This window comes from Kosakonia sacchari SP1 (genome assembly GCF_000300455.3).
In the GTDB taxonomy this organism is placed as follows: domain Bacteria; phylum Pseudomonadota; class Gammaproteobacteria; order Enterobacterales; family Enterobacteriaceae; genus Kosakonia; species Kosakonia sacchari.
Genome location: NZ_CP007215.2, coordinates 3,313,192 through 3,333,038 on the forward strand (window position 1 = coordinate 3,313,192; position 19,847 = coordinate 3,333,038).

Below are 19,847 nucleotides of genomic sequence, written 5' to 3' on the forward strand. Positions count from 1 at the left end.
TCCTGTTAGCAGCGGCGTAAGATACCCGTTGACGATGGTCGGGTAAATAAGTGAGGCTGAAGAATCTGTTTTTAACGACCGGAAAGCGCTATGTATTTTTATGAACCTGCAAAAGGCCATGGTCTACCCCATGATCCACTAAATGCCATTATTGGCCCGCGCCCCATCGGCTGGATCGCCTCGCTGGATGGGCAGGGTCGACGGAATCTCGCCCCTTACAGCTTTTTTAACTGCTTCAATTATCGCCCGCCCATTATCGGCTTCGCCAGCAGCGGCTGGAAAGACAGCGTGCGCAATATTAGCGAAACCAAAGAGTTTGTCTGGAACCTGACAACGCGTGCGCTGGCGGTGCCAATGAACGAAACATCCGCCTCTTTGCCGCACGGCGAAGATGAGTTTGCTCGCGCAGGCCTGACGCCCGTCGCCAGCCGAATCATCAAGACGCCCCGCGTCGCGGAAAGCCCGGTCAACTTCGAATGCCGCCTCTCGCAGTGTATTCAACTGACCGCCGCAGACGGTACACCGGTCGATAGCTGGCTGGTGCTCGGTGAAGTGGTTGCCGTGCATATCGATGAAACGCTACTGGAAAACGGTATCTACCAGACAGCAAAGGCGCAGCCGGTGTTACGCGCAGGCGGCCCTTCAGCCTATTACGGCATTAGCGAAGCACAGCGTTTCGATTTGACGCGCCCGGATAACCGCTAGCCCTCTTCGCCGGGCAATAATTTTACCGTTTGCCCGGCCCGACATCAGCGCCGCCGGGCAGTTTACTATAATGATGGTTTTAGTCCGGGAGATCAGATTATGGCTTCAGGTTGGGCAAATGATGGCGCAGTGCAGCAGCAAATCGACAGCACCATTGACGATGCCGTTGCGCGTGCACGCAGCAGCTTACCGTCCGGCGAAAGTTTGAAGGCTTGCGAAGAGTGCGGAGAACCGATCCCGGAAGCTCGGCGTAAAGCGATTCCCGGCGTACGCTTATGCATTATCTGCCAGCAGGAGAAAGATTTACATAACTCTACATTTACAGGATATAATCGCAGAGGATCGAAAGACAGCCAGCTACGTTGACCTTTCCTGACGTATTCAACCAGCGCAAGCGGTTGCCTTTACATCCACAAAACCCCGCCCTGAACGTAGCAAAATGTGCCGCGAAAATGGGTGCCAGCCCGAGCGGCGGCAAATGGCATTAGTTTCGTCCTTAAAAATATTTAAATTCAATAAATTAGCCTTTATTCAATTTTTTAGAACAAGGCCGTCAATTCTCTTAGATTTTATCTCTCGCCAAAAACCGTGATACTCATCACATCGACGGAACATTGTCACCTATACAGAATAACCTGCGAGAAATTAACCATGAAAACCATCAAATATGCTGTTGCAGCTATCGCGCTGTCTACTCTCTCTTTCGGTACTTTCGCGGCACAATCAGTCACCGCTGCCGAGGCAGAGAATCTGAATAAAGTTGGTGTTGTTTCCGCTGAAGGCGCGACCACGCTGGACGGACTGGAAGCCAAACTGGCAGAGAAAGCACAAGCCGCTGGCGCAACGGGCTACAGCATCACGTCCGCGACAGGCAATAACAAACTGAGCGGCACCGCGGTTATCTACAAATAACCGAAACCCGTGTTTTACCCCCGGCAAATTAACCCTCTGCCTGGGTGCTCCACCCTCATTAACCCTGTTGTTACCCTGTTTTGCCCGTCCAGAAATGTGACGGGCTTTTTTTCGTCAGAAACTTTGCGCCACCCGCGCCAGACCCTCTTCCAGTGTCGCCACTTCACCCGTCGCCACCAGACAGCAGGCGATCTGAATTTTGAGCGACTCCGGCACCGCTTCACTTCCCGCAAGGCAGCGCTCTGTCCAGCGCGCAGTACTTTCCGCATCTTTCGCGGCCCCCTCACTTACCGGGGTTGCCGCATCGTCACGCGCATAGAGCACGCGCTCACCCTGCGCATCAATCAGGTTGATTTGCGGGCACCGTTGCGGGTTGGCATAAACTTCCCCTTCCGTGCCATGCATCAGCAAGCCGCGTCCGCCAATATCGGCAAAGAATTTCCCCACCCGCGTGATGTACTCCGGGTGCGAAACGCTGGACAAACGCAGCGCGGCGCCTTTTTCAAACGGCGTTGCCAGCTTCGCCAGCGTATGCGCGCTGTTACGCACCCCCATCCGCCAGCGCATCGCCAGCTGTTTTTCCAGCGGTGGGCAGAGTGCGCTCACAGGAATATAGACCGGGTGATGTCCCTCCAGCTTCGCCTGCGCCTGGCCGGCGTGCAGCGTGGCGTCAATCCCCAGCAATTTGAAAATGCTCTCCGTCACCACGCGCGTCGGATCTTCAGTAACGCCATGGACCACGACCGGAAAACCGAGTTTGTTGAGCAAAATGGCCAGCAGTGGCGTCAGGTTCGCCTGCTTGCGCGCGCCGTTATAGCTGGGGATCACAATCGGCATCGGCTTCGCGACCGGCGGCGTCAGTTTCAGAGTGTGCTGCTGCATCGCTTCGTAAAAGCCGAGCATTTCCGCTTCCCCTTCACCTTTAATACGCAGGGCAATCAAAATGCCGCCCATCTCCAGATCCGGCACTTCCCCCTTCAGCATCTGCGAGTACAGACCACGAGCGGTATCGAAATCCAGATCGCGGGCGTGGTTTTTCCCACGACCAATTTCTTTAATAATTTTGCGGTAATCCATAGCGACTCCTTGCGGGCTCACATCGTTAACGGCGCTTGCGACGCTTCTGTTCTGCTTTTTTCACAGGTTTCTTCACTATAACGTCCGGCATTGCCGGTTGTGAAATAGGAAACACAGGTAGCGCGTCGAGCAGCCGTTTACCGTAGTTTTTGGTCAGCAGCCGTTTATCGTAAATCACCACTTCGCCACGGCAACTGTGGCTACGAATAAGCCTTCCTACTTGCTGGATAAGGTTAAACGACGCGCTGGGCAGGCTCTGCACTTCAAAAGGATAGCGGTTCAGGCTTTTCAGCCACTCGCCTTCGGTGATCACCACCGGACTGTCGATAGGTGGAAAAGCGATTTTATGGATGTGAACCTGCGTCAGGTAATCACCTTTGAGATCTAACCCTTCGGCGAATGACTGCAACCCCACCAGCACGCTGCGCTCGCCGTTATCAATACGTTTGCGGTGCAGTTCCACCAACCGATAGCGCGGCTGATCGCCCTGCACCAGCAGCAATAAACGCAAGTCCGCGACATAAGTTAAAAACAGCTGCATCGCGCGCTGGCTGGCGAACAGCACCAGCATCCCGGGATGCGCTTTACTCTCAACCTGTTCGCGAAACCAGGTCGCCATTTCCGCAATGTGCTGCTCTTCGTTTTCCATCAGCGGCTCGTAGCGCATCTGCGGAATAACAATTTTTCCCTGCTCAACATGGTTGAACGGCGAATCAAGCGTGACAAAGCGATCCCCGGCTTTCTCTTTTAAACCGCTCATCTCTTGCAGACGATTAAAACTGTTCAGCGAACGTAGCGTCGCCGAGGTCACCACGATGTGCGGAACGCTGCGCCAGAGCAGCTTTTCCAGTTGATCGCTCACGCGAATCCCCACGCAGTGGAACAGCAGATGCAACTGCCCGTCACGCGCCTCACGGGTGACCCATTTGGTCACCGGCGCGCCGGACGCCTGCGCCATTGAAGCCAGCCGCCAGAGTTTGCTCTGGCTTTCGAACATGCCCAGCGCGCGGTTCATCTGCAAAATAACCCGATGCAAACGCACGATGTCGTGGCTACCCGTCTTCTCGCTTAAATCATTCAGGAACAGTTCAGCCAGTCCGCGCAGCATCTCCGTCAGTTTTGCCAGCCGCTGGCAAATCTCCATCACTTCATTGGGCAGCTCACCCATCGCGAAGCGATATTCCGCTTCCTGACCCGCCGGAAGATAAAGGTTGAGAATGTTGTTAAGCGACGCGATAAGCGCGTAAAGCTCCTCGCAATGGGCGTTGAGCCGCTCCGGTGTCGCCAGCGGCGGCAGCGTTTTCGGGCGAAATTGCTCAAGGCAGGTCGCCACCAGTTTGGTGAACAGATCGAGCTGAAGCTGATACCAGGGGGCGGTGATTTCCGCCGTCATTTCCAGGGCATCACGTGCCACATCCGGCAAATGGTGGCCTTCATCCAGCACCAGCAGCAGGTTTTTGGGCTCCGGCAGCACCGCCTCGCTCTCCATTGCCGCCATCACCAGCGCATGGTTGGCGACCACCACTTCCGCTTCCTGGATTTCGCGGCGCGCGACAAAAAAGGGACATTCGCGGTAGTAGTGGCAATTACGGTTCAGGCAACTGGCTTTATCGGTGCTGAGCCGTCGCCACAAATCATCGCTAATCGCCTTGTCGGTGTGATCGCGCAGGCCGTCCCACTTGTAGCTGTCGAGATCCGCTTTCAGCGCCGCGCAACGTTTCTGCTCCTCCTGGTTACCCGGCGTCAGTTCATCGTCCAGAAATGCCAGTAGATCCTGCTGGTTCGGCTCGCTGCTTGCCAGCGCCGCCAGGTTGCGTGGACAGACATAGCGCCCGCGGCCAAACGCGGCGGTAAAGCGTAAATCCGGGATAATTTTGCGCAGCAGCGGCAGATCTTTACTGAAGATCTGATCCTGCAACGCCACGTTCGCGGTGCTGACTACCAGCGTTTTTTGCTCTTCACGCGCGATGGCGATGCCCGGAATTAAATAAGAGAGCGTTTTCCCCACGCCGGTTGGCGCTTCGATCGCCAGATGACGCCCTTCATCCCCCGCCAGCGTTTTCGCCACGTCAGCAATCATCTGCCGCTGCGGCGCGCGGGGAATAAAGTCCGGGATCTGTTGTTGCAACGCCTTATACCAGGCGGCAATCTGCGCTTTTAGCGCGGCGGTAAGGGCCATGAGGAAACCTGAAATACTGTATAAACAGCCACCATTGTGGCATTTTTAGCGCCCGTAGGGTAACCCTTTTTGCCATGCCGGAAGCGCGCCCGCATATCCTGTGCGTCATCATTCTGATACAGGATATTTTTCATAACGCCGATCACAAATTGGCAGATCCATTCACCATTGCCGTTCAGGCCGCGTTGAACATTTATTCAGGCAATGCTAGTTTTTACCTGCATTACGCTTGTTACCGAATATCGGGCAAAACCTAAATGCAGAGAATGAGGGCGACATCCGCTCGCTGCTGTATTTACGTTTTGCCCGTTTTTGTTTGCAGGAGTTGGCGATGCTGGTCAAACAAATATTAAATAATAACGTTGTCAGCGCCATTGATGAGCATGGCTTTGAGGTTATTCTGACCGGGCGCGGCTTAGGGTTTAATACTCAAAGCGGTGCGCGCGTCGATGCGCAAGCCATCGAAAAAATATTCCATTTGCAGGACTCACAAGTCTCCGCACGTTTTAAAGATCTGGTCAGTGAAGTGCCGGTGGAAATAGTGCAACTCACCGCCGATATCGTCGCGCTTGCGCGTTCTACGCTTGCGCATAAATTAAGTGAAGGCCTGTACGTGACGCTGGCTGATCATTTGCACTTTGCCCTGCAACGCACAGAAAAAAATGAAGTTTTACCCAATCCGTTAGAGTGGGAAGTGCGCCATTTCTATACCGACGAGTACGCCATTGGCCGCCAGGCTCTCGGTATGATTGTCGCGCGTACCGGCACACTATTACCCGACAGCGAAGCCTGTAGTATTGCGCTACATATTGTGAATGCCGGGCTGAACGATACGATGGGTAAAACCACAAAAATCACACGGCTTATTTATCAGTTACAGAATATCGTTAAGTACTTTTTCACCCTGCCGCTCGACGAGCACAGTCTGAATTACCAGCGTTTCATTACCCATTTAAAGTTTTTTGCCCAACGGGTAATTGATGGCGTGGTGTTAAATAATGACGACGAAGAGTTATTCGCGATGGTGCAGCGTCGTTATCAAACCACCCTGAAATGCGTTGACGCGATTAACGAATTTGTCGGCAAAAATTATCACCACACGATGAGCAATTCGGAAAAACTCTACCTGACCGTGCATATCGAAAATGTAGTGCAACGGATAGAGTCGTAAGGTAACCACGTCGCACCTGCGACCCAAAGTATCAATTCTTTCCAGGCTTGTTACTGTTAAATCAGGCAAACCCCAGAAGAACAAAGCGCCGGTGGATAACCGGTAATTGTTATGGCGCCTGCCTCGCAGGTGTCAGTCTGGAGGAATGACCATGAACTATCAGGATACCGCGCAGCAGATAATCAACAAGATCGGCGGCAAGGGCAATATTCTGTCACTGTTTCACTGCATCACCCGTTTGCGTTTCTTACTGAAAGATAAGGACAAAGCCGATCGCGCCGCGCTGGAAGCGCTGGATGGCGTGATTGGCGTAAACATTTCCGGCGATCAGTATCAGCTCATCATCGGCAATGATGTCGCACCGCTGTGCGACGCCTTGCTGGCGAAATTACCGGGTGTTTCCGCCACCAGCGCAGCAAAATCCGAAAAACGCCGCAACCCGGTGTCGGTGGTACTGGAGGGGTTATCCAGTATCTTCTCGCCAATCATTCCGGCGATTGCCGGAGCTGGTATCTTAAAAGGCGTGCTGGCACTGATGGTGGCCATGCACTGGCTGGAAACCAGTAATCAGACGTATCAAATCCTGCTCGCCATCAGCGATGGCGTGTTCTACTTTATGCCGCTGGCGCTGGCCTTCAGCGCGGCGGGTAAGTTTGGCGCGAACCCCTATGTGGCCATTGCGCTGGCTGCCGCCCTCTTCCACCCGGCGATTCAGACACTGTTTAAATCCGGCGCAGCGGTCACCTTCATGAGCCTGCCAGTACCAACGGTGAACTACGCCTCCACGGTAATCCCGATTCTGCTCGCTGTCTGGCTGCTTAGCCGGGTGGAAAAGCTGATAGATCGCCTGATGCCCGGCGTGCTGAAAACCATGTTTGTGCCGTTGTTAAGCCTGGTTATCGTCACGCCCATTACCTTGATTGCCATCGGCCCGCTGGGTATTTTCGCCGGGAACGCGCTCTCCAGCGGCATTATCTGGCTGGTGGAAAACGCAGGCGTTGTGGCGGGCGTGGTGGTTGGCGGCACGCTGTCGATGATCATCATCACCGGTATGCACTACGTGCTGGTGCCCATTATGATCAACAACATCAGCACCATGGGTTTTGACCCGTTCAAAATACTTTTCTATGTCGCCAACCTCGGCCAGGCGGGCGCGGCATTTGGCGTGTTCCTGCGCGCCCGCGATAAGAAGCTGAAATCACTGGCATTAAGTACCAGTTTCAGCGCCGTGATGGGCATTACCGAACCGGCGATGTACGGCATCAACATTCGCTATAAACGCCCATTTGCCGCAGCGCTTATTGGCGGTGCCTGCGGCGGCGGTTTTGCCATGGCGATGGGTGTCAAAACCTACGCCTTCGCGCTGAGCGGTTTGCCCGGTCTGCCGGCGCTGGTTGGCCCGACGTTTATGTGGGCGCTGGTCAGCATCGCCATCTCTTTTGTCTGCGCGGCGGTTGTCACCGTGGTACTGGGTTTTGAAGAAACCGTCGTGGCAGGCGTTAGCCCAATGCCGGTGGCACGCAGCGAAGAGAAACTCTTCGCGCCGGTCAGCGGCGAACTGAAACCGCTTAATACTCTGAGCGATCCAGTATTTGCCGATGAAATTTTCGGTAAAGGGATCGCCATTTATCCCACCAGCGGCGAGCTGCGTTCTCCGGTCAACGGCACGGTGGAATCCCTGTTTGAAACGCATCACGCGCTGGCGCTGCAAAGCGATACCGGGGCAGAGATCCTGATTCATATCGGCATCGATACGGTGAAACTCGGCGGCAAACACTTCACCAGCCACATAACTGCCGGGCAAAACGTGGAAGTCGGTGATTTGCTGGTGAGCTTCGATCTGGCGGCATTGCAGGCCACAGGCATCGATCCCAGCGTGATTGTGGTGGTCACCAACAGCGAACAATACGGCGATATCAGCCCGGTAAAAGCCAATGGCGATGTCGCCAGCCGGGACGCATTTCTCACACTGACCGCAAGCGCGGCGTAAGGAGCAGAGGCATGGCATTTTCGAAAGCATTTCCGGAAGGGTTTTTATGGGGTGGCGCAACCGCCGCCAACCAACTGGAAGGCGCGTGGAATGTAGGCGGCAAAGGGCTTTCCGTCTCGGATGTTTACACTTTTGATAGCAGCACGCCGCGTGAGCGCTGGCTCGATCAGTGGCTGGGAATGACCCACGCGCAGATACGGGAAGCGCAGGATCCGCACAGCCAAAAATATTATCCGAAGCGCAAAGGCAACGACTTTTACCACCGTTTTAAAGAAGATATCGCGCTGTTTGCCGGCATGGGTTTCAAATGCTTCCGCATGTCTATCGCCTGGACGCGCATCTTCCCGCGCGGCGATGAAACCACGCCTAACGAAGCGGGGCTTAAATTTTACGATGAGGTATTCGACACGCTGCTGGCGCACGGCATAGAGCCGATTGTGTCACTCTCGCACTATGAAATGCCGCTGGCGCTGGTGACCGATTACGGCGGCTGGCCGAACCGCCAGTTGGTAGATTTCTATGTGCGTTTCGCTACCACGGTATTTACCCGTTATCGGAAGAAAGTGAAGTACTGGATGACCTTTAACGAGATCAACTGCGTGAAGCATCACCCGTATGTCAGCGTGGGCGTGATCGAAGAGGACAACCCGCATCTGGAGCAGGAGAAATACCAGGGCGCGCATCATCAGTTTGTCGCCAGTGCCCTTGCAACCAAAGCCTGCCATAACATTATCCCCGGCTCGCAGGTCGGCTGCATGATCAGCTACCAGATGCTCTACCCGCACACCTGCCACCCGGATGATTTGCAGGCGTGCGAAGAAATGCAGCGCGTGTCGCTGTTCTTCAGCGATGTGCAGGCGCATGGTTATTACCCCGCCTACACCGACCGCATGCTGGCCGAAAAAGGCGTAACGCTGCAAAAAGTGGTCGGCGATGATGAGATCCTGCGCCAGCACCCGGTGGATTTCGTCTCCTTTAGTTACTACATGTCGAGCACCGTCAGCGCACATCCGGAAACGCTGGAAGGCACAGAAGGCAACCTGGTCACCGGCGGCATTCGCAACCCGCATCTGCCCACCAGCCAGTGGGGCTGGCAAATCGATCCGAAAGGGCTGCGCCTGGCGCTCAATCAGCTCTATGACCGTTACCAGAAACCGCTGTTTATTGCCGAAAACGGCCTCGGCGCGGTGGACACCGTTAACCCGGATGGATCCATCGATGACGATTACCGCATCGATTATCTGCGCCAGCACGTTGAGCAGATGAAAGAGGCCATCGTCGATGGCGTGGATCTCTTCGGTTACACCTGGTGGGGGCCCATTGATGTGGTTAGCGCGGGCACGGCGCAAATCTCCAAACGCTACGGCTTTATCTATGTCGACCAGGATGATATGGGCAACGGCACGCAGGCGCGTTCGCTGAAGAAAAGCTACCACTGGTATAAAAAACTGATCGCCTCGAACGGCGAAGACTTAGCCGATTAAGGAGTAGATATGTCTGTTTTTCCCAAAGATTTTTTATGGGGCGGCGCGATTGCCGCCAACCAGGCGGAAGGGGCGTGGAACGAAGACGGCAAAGGGCCGTCTATCGCCGATGTGGTACGCGGCGGCATCGCCTCCGGCAAACATGATGCGGTGATTGATCCCAATCTTTACTATGCCAGCCATCAAGCGATAGATTTCTATCACCGCTACAAAGAGGACGTGGCGCTGTTCGCCGAAATGGGTTTTAAATGCTTTCGCACATCAATTGCCTGGTCGCGCATTTTCCCGCGCGGCGATGAAACCACGCCCAACAAAGCGGGTTTAGCGTTTTATGATTCGCTGTTCGATGAGCTGCGAAAGTATGGCATTGAGCCGGTTATCACCCTCTCGCACTACGAAACGCCGCTGGCGCTGTATCAGGAGTATGGCGGCTGGCAGAACCGCCAGTTGATTGACTTTTTTAGCCGCTACTGCGAAACGGTATTTCGCCGCTACAAAGGCAAGGTCAAATACTGGATGACCTTCAACGAACTGAATAACATGAACCGTATGCCTTTCGCCACCGGCGCGGTGGATGCCGATGCCGGTGCGCAGGCGATCTGGCAGGCCAATCATCACCAGTTTGTCGCTAACGCCTTGGCCAACAAGTTGTGCCACGAGATTATCCCTGAGGCGAAAATCGGCTGCATGTTGTCGCTGAGCACCGTCTACCCGGCAACCAGCAATCCGCAAGACATCTTCTCCACCATGCAGTTGCGCCGCCGTTCGCTGTTCTTCTCCGATGTGATGATGTTCGGGCAATACCCGGCGTTTGCGCCGCGTCTGTTCCGCGAACTGGGCGTAAAACTGGAAATTGCCGAAGGCGATCTGCAACTGCTGGCCGATTACCCTTCAGACTATCTTGGCTTTAGCTACTACCGCAGCGTGCTGCACCAGGCGGGCGGTCAGTTCCGCATTGATACCGGCGGCACCGCCGGGCTGGACAACCCCTATCTGGAGAAAACCGAATGGGGCTGGCCAATTGACCCGCAAGGTTTTCGCATCGTCTGTAATGAGCTGGCGGATCGCTACCGTAAGCCGCTGTTCATTGTTGAAAACGGTTATGGCGGCGTGGATGAACCGGACGCCAGCGGGCAAATTAACGATGACGCCCGCATCGATTATGGTCGGCGACACATCGAGGCCATGGCGCAAGCGATTGACGATGGCTGCGACATTATGGGCTACACGTGGTGGGGGCCAATCGACATTGTCAGCGCCGGGACGGGTGAGATGAAAAAACGCTACGGCTTTATCTATGTCGACAAGGACAACGACGGCCGAGGTACGCTCACGCGCAGTAAGAAGAAGAGTTTTATCTGGTATCAACAGGTTATCGCCAGCAATGGCGAAGTGCTGTAAGGTTAAAACCGGGAAGCGCTGCGGCGCTTCTCTTATTTTGGCCTGTTGACGATAAGGTTTACGCATGAGTACATGGCATCTGGTTGACCCCGAGCTTCGCCCCGCCCTGCAATCCTGGACACCTTCCACGCTGAACGCCGACGCACTTCCCGCCATCCGCGAGCAGCGCCAGCAAGCCGCGCTGCAGGCCATGCATCTGGATGATGGGCTTTCACTGATGATGCACGAAAAGCACATTGCGGGTGCCAGCGGTGAACCCGCCGTGCGCGTAGTCGTGATCGCCCCAACGACACGTCGCGCCAACCGGATGGGAATTTTGCATCTGCACGGCGGCGGTCATCTGTTTGGCAGCCCCGAACAATCTTTGTCGCTCACCCGCCCGACAGCCGCGCGCCATGACTGCGTCGTGGTCTCTGTCGATTACCGCTTGTCGCCGGAAACCCGCTTTCCCGGTTCGCTTAATGACGGCTATGCCGCGCTGGTGTGGATGGCGGAAAACGCGGCGCAATTAGGCATTGATGTCAACAATATCGGCCTGATGGGCGACAGCGCAGGCGCAGGTGTGGCTGCCGCGCTGGCGCTGCTGGCGCGCGATCGCGGTGGGCCGCAACTGGCGTTTCAGAACCTGATGTTCCCGATGCTCGATGATCGTACGGTGGTGGAGGCGGAACGAAACCCGGTAACAGGCGAATTTATCTGGACGCGGGAAAACAATGCGTTTGGCTGGCGTGCGCTGCTTGGGTGTGAACCCGGAAGCGTTGACGTATCGGCGTATGCCGCTCCGGCGCGCGCCGATGACCTGGCAGGGCTACCGCCGACATGGATTGGCGTTGGTACGCTGGATCTGTTTCTTGATGAAGATATGGTGTACGCGCAGCGGTTAATACGTGCGGGAGTCGAGGTGGAGCTGAATGTCTGGCCGGGGGCGTATCACGGTTTTAATTCCGACCCGCAGGCGAGCATCGCACAGCGGGCCAGAGAGACGCGCCAGAACTGGCTGGCGCGTTTTAACCGCTAATTACTCGGCGGCGGAAGGTTTGCGCGGGCGACGACGGCGAGACGGGTTGCCCGCCGGCGCCGCGCCGCCATCAAGACGGCGTCCACTGGTTGGTTTCGCAGCGCCGCCATCAAGACGACGACCACCGGTCGGCTTCGCGCCGCCTTCAGCACGGCGTCCACCCTCTTGCTTCGCAGTGCCACCTTCGGCGCGGCGCGGGGAGCGCGGTTTTTGTCCTTCGCCTTCACTGCGGCGCGGCGCAGACTGACCACGACCACTGCCGCCCTGCCCGCGACCACTGCCCTGACGGCCGCCACCCTGGCCACGACCATTCTGAATCGGCTCGGCTTTGATCGACGGATCCGGCTCATAACCGTCAAGGGCAATGCGCGGGATCTCTTTTTTCAGCAGGCGTTCGATATCGCGCAGCAGTTTATGTTCGTCAACGCATACCAGTGACAGCGCTTCGCCAGTCGCCGCTGCCCGGCCGGTACGGCCAATACGGTGCACGTAATCTTCCGGCACGTTCGGCAGTTCATAGTTCACCACATGCGGCAACTCTTCGATGTCGAGCCCACGCGCAGCAATGTCGGTCGCTACCAGCACACGAATGTCGCCAGATTTGAAATCTGCCAGCGCACGCGTACGCGCCCCCTGGCTCTTATTACCGTGGATCGCCGCGCTGGTGATGCCGTCTTTATTCAGTTGCTCCGCCAGGTGGTTAGCCCCGTGTTTCGTACGGGTGAAAACCAGCACCTGCTGCCAGTTGCCCTCGCCAATCATCTGCGACAGCAGTTCCCGTTTGCGTTTTTTATCGACAAAATGCACATGCTGGGTGACCTGCTCAGAGGCGGTATTGCGGCGCGCCACTTCGATCTCCAGCGGATTACGCAGCAGCTTTTCTGCCAGCTGTTTGATCTCATCGGAAAAGGTCGCGGAGAACAGCAGGTTCTGACGCTTCGGCGGCAGTTTTGCCAGCACGCGGCGAATATCGTGGATAAAGCCCATATCCAGCATGCGGTCGGCTTCGTCCAGCACCAGGATTTCCACGCTATCGAGTTTCAGCGCGTTCTGGTGTTCCAGATCCAGCAGACGTCCCGGTGTCGCCACCAGGATATCCACGCCGCCGCGCAGCTTCATCATCTGCGGATTGATACTGACGCCACCGAACACCACCAGTGAGCGGATATTCAGGTATTTGCTGTACGCCTGAACGTTTTCACCCACCTGCGCCGCCAGCTCACGGGTTGGCGTTAAGATCAGCGCACGGATCGGGCGACGGCCTTTGGCGTGCGGCTCGTTTTGAATCAGGCGTTGCAACAGCGGCAGCGTAAAACCGGCCGTTTTACCGGTGCCGGTCTGGGCGCTTGCCATCAGATCGCGGCCTTGCAGCACCGCCGGGATAGCCTGCTGCTGAATAGGGGTCGGCTGAAGATAACCCTGCTCGGCAACAGCGCGCAGGATTTCCGGGTTCAGGCCAAGGGCATCAAAAGACATAACAACTCCACACCGCCCCGACCTGTGAACAGGTGTAGTTTTCGAGGAGATAATAATTTGGCTGATGACAAAAACCACAATGTCATGAAGGGGCGGAGTGTATCAGCTTTTGTGATCACACGCATAAAATATCCCTTCGGGAGCGGAATGCGCGATATTAACGCACCGCTAACTGGACAAGCCTAAATTTTAGCCATAAAGTTAATCAATCGATTGATTAACTTTCATCACCGCCATGCATACAACACCGACCACCAGCCGGGGTGAACAGGCCCGAAACCAGCTGATTGCCGCCGCGCTGGCACAGTTTGGTGAATATGGCTTGCATGCCACCACGCGGGATATCGCCGCACAAGCCGGGCAGAACATCGCCGCGATCACTTACTATTTTGGCTCAAAAGAGGATTTATATCTTGCCTGCGCACAGTGGATTGCCGATTTTATCAGCGACAATTTTCGCCCGCATGTGCAGGCCGCCGAAGAGTTATTCGCCCAGCCCACGCCGGATAAAGCCGCCATTCGCGAGCTGATCCACCGCGCCTGTAAAAATATGATTGTGCTGCTCACCCATGACGAGACGCTCAACCTAAGCAAATTTATCTCCCGCGAGCAGCTTTCTCCGACGCGCGCTTACCAGTTGGTGCATGACCAGGTGATTGCGCCGCTGCACAGCCACTTTACGGCGCTGCTCGCGGCCTACACCGGGCGCGACGCCAAAGATATACAAACCATTATTCATACCCATGCGCTTATCGGTCAGATCCTCGCCTTTCGCCTCGGGCGGGAAACCATTTTGCTGCGCGCAGGATGGACGCAGTTTGATGAAGAGAAAGCGACACAGATTTATCAGGTCATCACCTGTCATATCGATCTTATCTTGCAAGGATTAACGAACAGGAGTTCAACGTGATGAAAAAACCCATCGTCGTGGTAGTGATAGTTGTGGTGGTACTGGCCGCGCTGGGCGGCGGCTGGCTGTGGTATCAAAGCAAACAAGACCGCACGCTCACCCTGTACGGGAATGTCGACATCCGCACGGTGAATTTAAGTTTCCGCGTTGGCGGGCGGCTCTCTGCGCTGAATGTGGATGAAGGGGATGCGATCCGCGCCGGGCAAACGCTGGGCGAAATAGACAAAGCGCCGTATGAAAACGCGCTGTTGCAGGCACAAGCCAATGTCGCCACCGCGCAGGCAAAATACTCGCTGGCGACCGCCGGTTACCGCGATGAAGAGATAGCCCAGGCCGTCGCCGCCGTGCGTCAGGCACAAGCGGCGTACGATTACGCGCAGAACTTCTTTCAGCGCCAGCAGGGGCTGATGAAAAGCCGGGCGATTTCGGCAAACGATCTGGAAAATGCCCGCTCGTCACGGGATCAGGCCCAGGCCACGCTGAAATCGGCACAAGATAAATTGAGCCAGTACCGTGCCGGTAATCGCCCGCAGGAAATCGCCCAGGCAAAAGCCAGCCTTGAGCAGGCCGAAGCCGCGCTGGCACAGGCACAACTGGATCTGCATGACACCACGCTTATCGCGCCAAGTAATGGCACAGTGCTGACGCGCGCCGTCGAACCCGGCAGCATGCTCAACGCCGGAAGCACCGTATTAACCCTTTCTCTGACGCGCCCGGTATGGGTTCGCGCCTATGTGGGTGAGCGCAATTTGCACCAGGCGCAGCCGGGGCAAGAAATTTTGCTGTATACCGATGGCCGCCCGGATAAGCCTTATCACGGTAAAATTGGCTTTGTTTCACCCACCGCCGAATTTACGCCAAAAACCGTCGAAACCCCGGATTTGCGTACCGATCTGGTCTATCGCCTGCGCATTATTGTGACCGATGCCGATGACAGCCTGCGCCAGGGCATGCCCGTTACGCTGCGCTTTAGCGGCGAGGCGCGCCATGAGTGAAGCGGCTATCCACCTGCACGGCCTAGTTAAGCGCTTTGCCGGCATGGAAAAACCCGCCGTCGCGCGACTGGATTGTGAGATCAAAGCGGGATATGTCACCGGCCTTGTCGGGCCGGATGGCGCCGGAAAAACCACGTTGATGCGCATGCTCGCCGGGTTGATGCGCCCGGATGAAGGCAGCGCACAGGTGATGGGTCTCGATCCTGTCGCCAATGACAGCGAACTGCATGCCATGCTCGGCTATATGCCGCAGAAGTTTGGCCTGTATGAAGATTTAACGGTCATGGAAAACCTCAATCTGTATGCCGATTTGCGCAGCGTTACCGGTGAGCAGCGCCGCCAGACGTTTGCGCGGCTGCTGGAGTTCACCGCCCTCGGCCCGTTTACCGGGCGACTGGCCGGGAAACTCTCCGGCGGTATGAAACAGAAGCTGGGGCTGGCCTGCACGCTGGTGGGTGAACCGAAAGTGCTGTTGCTGGATGAGCCGGGCGTCGGTGTTGATCCCATTTCCCGCCGCGAACTGTGGCAGATGGTGCATGAGCTGGCAGGCGACGGCATGCTGATCCTCTGGAGCACCTCTTATCTTGATGAAGCCGAGCAGTGCCGCGATGTGTTGTTGATGAACGAAGGCGAACTGCTGTATCAGGGCGAGCCGAAAGCACTGACGCAAACCATGGCCGGGCGTAGCTTCCTCGTCACCAGTTCAGAGGAGAACAACCGCCGTCTGCTGCGGCGTATCCTGCGGCAGCCGCAGGTCAGCGACGGCATGATCCAGGGCCGCTCGGTGCGTATGATCCTGAAAAAAGGGGCGCAGCCCGAGGATCTGCGACAGGCAGAAAAGATGCCCGCTCTGGAGATCGAGGAGACTGCGCCGCGCTTTGAAGATGCTTTTATCGACCTGCTTGGCGGCGCGGGCACCTCCGAATCACCGCTGGGGGCGATTCTGCATACGGTGGAAGGCAGCGCGCAAGAGACGGTAATTGAAGCCAAATCTCTGACCAAAAAGTTTGGCGATTTCGCCGCGACCGATAATGTCAATTTCGCCGTCAAACGCGGAGAGATTTTTGGCCTGCTCGGCCCGAACGGGGCGGGGAAATCCACTACCTTCAAAATGATGTGCGGTTTACTGGTGCCGACTGATGGCCAGGCGCTGGTGTTGAATATGGATCTGAAAGTCAGCTCCGGCAAAGCGCGCCAGCACCTGGGGTATATGGCGCAGAAGTTCTCCCTTTACGGCAACCTGACGGTGGAACAAAACCTGCGCTTCTTTTCCGGCGTCTACGGCCTGCGCGGGCGGGCGCAGAACGAGAAAATCGACCGCATGAGCGAGGCTTTTGGGCTGAAAAGTATCGCCAGTCATGCCACCGACGAACTGCCGCTCGGCTTTAAGCAGCGGCTGGCGCTGGCCTGCTCGCTGATGCATGAACCGGACATTCTGTTTCTGGATGAGCCGACTTCCGGTGTTGATCCGCTAACGCGCCGCGAGTTCTGGCTGCATATCAACAGCATGGTGGAAAAAGGGGTCACCGTGATGGTGACCACCCACTTTATGGATGAAGCGGAGTATTGCGATCGCATTGGGCTGGTCTATCGCGGGAAGTTAATCGCCAGCGGTACGCCGGACGCGCTGAAAGCGCAAACCGCCGATGCGGATCACCCGGACCCGACCATGGAGCACGCGTTTATCACGCTTATCCATAACTGGGATAAGGAGCATCACGATGAGCGTTAAAGCCCTCTCCTGGCGGCGCGTGCGCGCGTTATGCGTGAAAGAGACGCGCCAGATTGTGCGTGACCCGAGTAGCTGGTTGATTGCGGTGGTGATCCCGCTGCTGCTGCTATTTATTTTCGGGTACGGTATTAACCTCGATTCCAGCAAACTGCGCGTTGGCGTACTGCTTGAACAGCACAGCGAAGAGGCGCTGGATTTTACCCATACGCTGACCGGTTCGCCCTATATTGATGCCACCATCAGCGATAACCGCCAGCAACTGATTCAGATGATGCAGGCCGGGCGCATTCGCGGGCTGGTGGTGATCCCGGCGAACTTCGCCGCGCAAATGGCACGCCCTGGCGACAGCGCGCCGGTTCAGGTGATAACCGATGGCAGCGAACCGAACACCGCCAACTTTGTGCAGGGGTATGTCGAAGGCATCTGGCAACTCTGGCAACAGCAACGCGCGGAAGATAACGGAGAAACGTTTAAGCCGCTGATTGATGTGCAGACGCGCTACTGGTTTAACCCGGCGGCTATCAGCCAGCATTTTATTATCCCTGGTGCGGTGACCATTATCATGACGGTGATTGGCGCGATCCTCACCTCGCTGGTGGTGGCGCGCGAATGGGAACGCGGCACCATGGAAGCGCTGCTCTCCACCGAGATCACCCGTGCGGAACTGCTGCTGTGCAAACTCATTCCCTATTACTTTCTTGGCATGCTGGCGATGGGGCTGTGCATGCTGGTGTCGGTGTTTATTCTCGGTGTGCCGTATCGCGGCTCGCTGCTGATCCTCTTTTTAATTACCAGCCTGTTTTTGCTGAGCACCTTAGGCATGGGGCTGTTGATTTCCACCGTCACACGTAATCAATTTAACGCCGCGCAGGTGGCGCTTAACGCCGCGTTTTTACCGTCGATTATGCTGTCCGGTTTTATTTTCCAGATAGACAGCATGCCCGCCATTATTCGCGTGGTGACGTACATTATTCCGGCACGTTACTTTGTCAGCACCCTGCAAAGCCTGTTTCTGGCGGGCAATATCCCGATAGTGCTGGTAGTGAACGTGCTGTTTTTAGTTGCCTCGGCGGTGATGTTTATTGGCCTGACGTGGCTGAAAACCAAACGCAGACTGGATTAAGGAAAAGCCATGTTTTACCGTTTACTGACGCTTATCCGCAAAGAGTTGCAATCGCTGCTGCGCGAGCCGCAAACCCGCGCCATTTTGATCCTGCCGGTGCTGATTCAGGTGCTGCTGTTTCCTTTCGCCGCCACGCTGGAAGTGACCAACGCCACCATCGCTATCTACAACGAAGATAACGGCAAACACGCCGTCGAACTGACCCAGCGTTTTGCCCGTGCGAAAGCCTTTACCCACGTTTTGTTGCTGAACAGCCCGCAAGAAATTCGCCCAATCATCGACACGCAAAAAGCGCTGTTACTGGTGCGCTTCCCGGCGGATTTCTCGCGCAATCTCGACAGCGGCGTTACCGCGCCGATGCAGTTGATTCTGGATGGGCGTAACTCGAACAGCGCGCAAATCGCCGCCAATTATTTGCAGCAGATCGTCAAAGATTATCAACAGGAGCTGCTCAGCGGACGGGAAAAACCGAACAACAGCGAGCTGGTCGTGCGCAACTGGTATAACCCAAATCTCGACTACAAATGGTTTGTGGTGCCGTCGCTGATCGCGATGATTACCACCATTGGCGTGATGATTGTCACCTCGCTGTCGGTGGCGCGTGAACGTGAACAAGGTACGCTCGATCAACTGCTGGTTTCACCGCTGGCAACGTGGCAAATCTTTGTCGGTAAAGCGGTGCCGGCGCTGATTGTCGCCACATTCCAGGCAACGATTGTGCTTGGCGTGGGCATTCTGGCGTACAAAATCCCCTTTGCCGGTTCGCTGCTACTGTTCTATTTCACCATGCTGGTGTATGGCTTGTCGCTGGTCGGTTTTGGCTTGCTGATTTCGTCGCTCTGCTCGACCCAGCAGCAGGCGTTTATTGGCGTGTTTGTCTTTATGATGCCAGCGATTTTGCTCTCCGGTTATGTGTCGCCGGTGGAGAATATGCCGGTCTGGTTGCAGGATCTCACTTGGGCGAATCCGATCCGCCACTTTACCGATATTACCAAGCAGATTTACCTGAAGGACGCCAGCTTTACGATTGTCTGGCAGAGTTTGTGGCCACTACTGGTGATCGCGGCGACCACCGGTTCAGCGGCGTATGCGCTGTTCAGACGCAAAATCATGTGATTCGTTTTTCGGCTGGCGTACGGGCAGGTTTGTTTGCCCGTCTGTTTTACTGCATTAGCGGTGATCGTGCGGACTGGCTGCTCTGCTGCGTTGATGCAGACCGAAAGATTTAGCGGGAAGTTTTCTCTCTTTGGTGAGCAGCGACACCACCGCCGGTCCCGCAAGGATCGCCAGCCCGGCCACCGCCAGCAAATAGTTATTTTGCAATACGCGGGAGAGCAGCCAGATAACAATCAGCGAGGCGCCAAAATACCAGGTGGTGGTCAACTCCTCCAGTACATCGCCGAACTCGCGCCAGCGCGCTTCATGGTGACGCTGGAGAAACAGCATCAGCAACACGGAAATGCCATACAGTACGCACAGCCCTAAGCCAACACGCACCAGCGTGCCGCTCATCCAGCCCATCACCAGCAACGTTACAATCAGTACGTGCAACATAATCTGCCAGCAACTCAGGCCAGTCGCGACACGAACACGTTGTTGCCACTTCATGGTTTCTCTCCTGGAGGATTTTTATCTGTATGAAGCGTACTCGTATTTACGGAAAATTCCGTAACC

The 19,847-nt window shown here is 56.0% G+C and carries 17 protein-coding genes; 13 read left to right on the plus strand and 4 right to left on the minus strand.

The genetic code is table 11. From position 1 onward, the window contains the following. The first annotated feature begins 90 nt into the window (after nucleotides 1–90). The 3 genes from C813_RS38660 (at nucleotide 91) to ybiJ (ending at nucleotide 1,617) form a co-directional block, all read left to right on the plus strand. Complete coding sequence (locus tag C813_RS38660; protein ID WP_017456018.1) at nucleotides 91–705, plus strand: flavin reductase family protein; 615 nt, start codon at nucleotides 91–93, stop codon at nucleotides 703–705. A 99-nt stretch (nucleotides 706–804) separates the two neighbouring features. Continuing rightward, nucleotides 805–1,071: a DksA/TraR family C4-type zinc finger protein gene (locus C813_RS38665; protein ID WP_017456017.1), complete on the plus strand. Its 267-nt coding sequence runs from the start codon at nucleotides 805–807 to the stop codon at nucleotides 1,069–1,071. A gap of 285 nt (nucleotides 1,072–1,356) precedes the next feature. Continuing rightward, nucleotides 1,357–1,617 carry a DUF1471 family protein YbiJ gene (gene ybiJ / locus C813_RS38670; protein WP_017456016.1) on the plus strand — a complete coding sequence of 87 codons (261 nt, stop codon included), beginning with the start codon at nucleotides 1,357–1,359 and terminating at the stop codon, nucleotides 1,615–1,617. Between the two features lie 114 nt (nucleotides 1,618–1,731). On the opposite strand, the gene ybiB is transcribed toward ybiJ, so the two are convergent. Together ybiB and dinG are read right to left on the minus strand one after the other, a co-directional pair. Continuing rightward, nucleotides 1,732–2,694 carry a DNA-binding protein YbiB gene (gene ybiB / locus C813_RS38675; RefSeq protein WP_017456015.1) on the minus strand — a complete coding sequence of 321 codons (963 nt, stop codon included), beginning with the start codon at nucleotides 2,692–2,694 and terminating at the stop codon, nucleotides 1,732–1,734. A gap of 25 nt (nucleotides 2,695–2,719) precedes the next feature. Continuing rightward, nucleotides 2,720–4,873: an ATP-dependent DNA helicase DinG gene (gene dinG / locus C813_RS38680; protein WP_017456014.1), complete on the minus strand. Its 2,154-nt coding sequence runs from the start codon at nucleotides 4,871–4,873 to the stop codon at nucleotides 2,720–2,722. A gap of 331 nt (nucleotides 4,874–5,204) precedes the next feature. Here dinG and licT point away from each other — a divergent pair, with 331 nt between their 5' ends. The 5 genes from licT to C813_RS38710 all read left to right on the plus strand — a co-directional run bounded on the left by licT (nucleotide 5,205) and on the right by C813_RS38710 (nucleotide 11,937). Continuing rightward, complete coding sequence (gene licT / locus C813_RS38690) at nucleotides 5,205–6,044, plus strand: BglG family transcription antiterminator LicT (protein WP_017456012.1); 840 nt, start codon at nucleotides 5,205–5,207, stop codon at nucleotides 6,042–6,044. Nucleotides 6,045–6,195: 151 nt separating this feature from the next. After that, a complete protein-coding gene (locus tag C813_RS38695; RefSeq protein ID WP_017456011.1) occupies nucleotides 6,196–8,034 on the plus strand; it encodes a beta-glucoside-specific PTS transporter subunit IIABC in 1,839 nt (612 codons plus the stop codon). Nucleotides 8,035–8,045: 11 nt separating this feature from the next. Then, the gene (locus tag C813_RS38700; RefSeq protein WP_017456010.1) at nucleotides 8,046–9,518 is read left to right on the plus strand and encodes a glycoside hydrolase family 1 protein; all 1,473 of its coding nucleotides are present in this window, start codon (nucleotides 8,046–8,048) and stop codon (nucleotides 9,516–9,518) included. A gap of 9 nt (nucleotides 9,519–9,527) precedes the next feature. Beyond that, entirely contained in the window at nucleotides 9,528–10,919 is a 1,392-nt protein-coding gene (locus tag C813_RS38705) for a glycoside hydrolase family 1 protein (RefSeq protein WP_017456009.1), read from the plus strand. A 64-nt stretch (nucleotides 10,920–10,983) separates the two neighbouring features. Continuing rightward, nucleotides 10,984–11,937, plus strand: coding sequence for an alpha/beta hydrolase (locus C813_RS38710; protein ID WP_017456008.1), 954 nt, complete (start codon nucleotides 10,984–10,986; stop codon nucleotides 11,935–11,937). Here the strand turns inward: C813_RS38710 and rhlE are convergent, their stop codons facing one another. Continuing rightward, nucleotides 11,938–13,413 carry an ATP-dependent RNA helicase RhlE gene (gene rhlE / locus C813_RS38715; protein WP_017456007.1) on the minus strand — a complete coding sequence of 492 codons (1,476 nt, stop codon included), beginning with the start codon at nucleotides 13,411–13,413 and terminating at the stop codon, nucleotides 11,938–11,940. Nucleotides 13,414–13,648: 235 nt separating this feature from the next. On the opposite strand from rhlE, the gene cecR reads away from it, so the two are divergent. The 5 genes from cecR to C813_RS38740 are packed head-to-tail and all read left to right on the plus strand — an operon-like array spanning nucleotide 13,649 to nucleotide 19,289. Further along, nucleotides 13,649–14,323, plus strand: coding sequence for a transcriptional regulator CecR (gene cecR, locus C813_RS38720; protein ID WP_017456006.1), 675 nt, complete (start codon nucleotides 13,649–13,651; stop codon nucleotides 14,321–14,323). Next, nucleotides 14,323–15,318, plus strand: coding sequence for a secretion protein HlyD (hlyD, locus tag C813_RS38725; RefSeq protein WP_017456005.1), 996 nt, complete (start codon nucleotides 14,323–14,325; stop codon nucleotides 15,316–15,318). Before cecR ends, hlyD begins: the two co-directional genes overlap by 1 nt. Further along, the gene (locus C813_RS38730) at nucleotides 15,311–17,050 is read left to right on the plus strand and encodes an ATP-binding cassette domain-containing protein (RefSeq protein WP_017456004.1); all 1,740 of its coding nucleotides are present in this window, start codon (nucleotides 15,311–15,313) and stop codon (nucleotides 17,048–17,050) included. Before hlyD ends, C813_RS38730 begins: the two co-directional genes overlap by 8 nt. Further along, on the plus strand, nucleotides 17,040–18,173 hold the full coding sequence (locus tag C813_RS38735) for an ABC transporter permease (RefSeq protein ID WP_017456003.1): 1,134 nt from the start codon (nucleotides 17,040–17,042) through the stop codon (nucleotides 18,171–18,173). The genes C813_RS38730 and C813_RS38735 overlap by 11 nt, the downstream gene beginning before the upstream one ends. A gap of 9 nt (nucleotides 18,174–18,182) precedes the next feature. Further along, nucleotides 18,183–19,289 carry an ABC transporter permease gene (locus tag C813_RS38740; RefSeq protein ID WP_017456002.1) on the plus strand — a complete coding sequence of 369 codons (1,107 nt, stop codon included), beginning with the start codon at nucleotides 18,183–18,185 and terminating at the stop codon, nucleotides 19,287–19,289. 54 nt (nucleotides 19,290–19,343) lie between these two features. Here C813_RS38740 and C813_RS38745 read toward each other — a convergent pair whose 3' ends face one another. Then, nucleotides 19,344–19,781 carry a YbhQ family protein gene (locus C813_RS38745; protein WP_017456001.1) on the minus strand — a complete coding sequence of 146 codons (438 nt, stop codon included), beginning with the start codon at nucleotides 19,779–19,781 and terminating at the stop codon, nucleotides 19,344–19,346. Nucleotides 19,782–19,847: the final 66 nt, after the last annotated feature.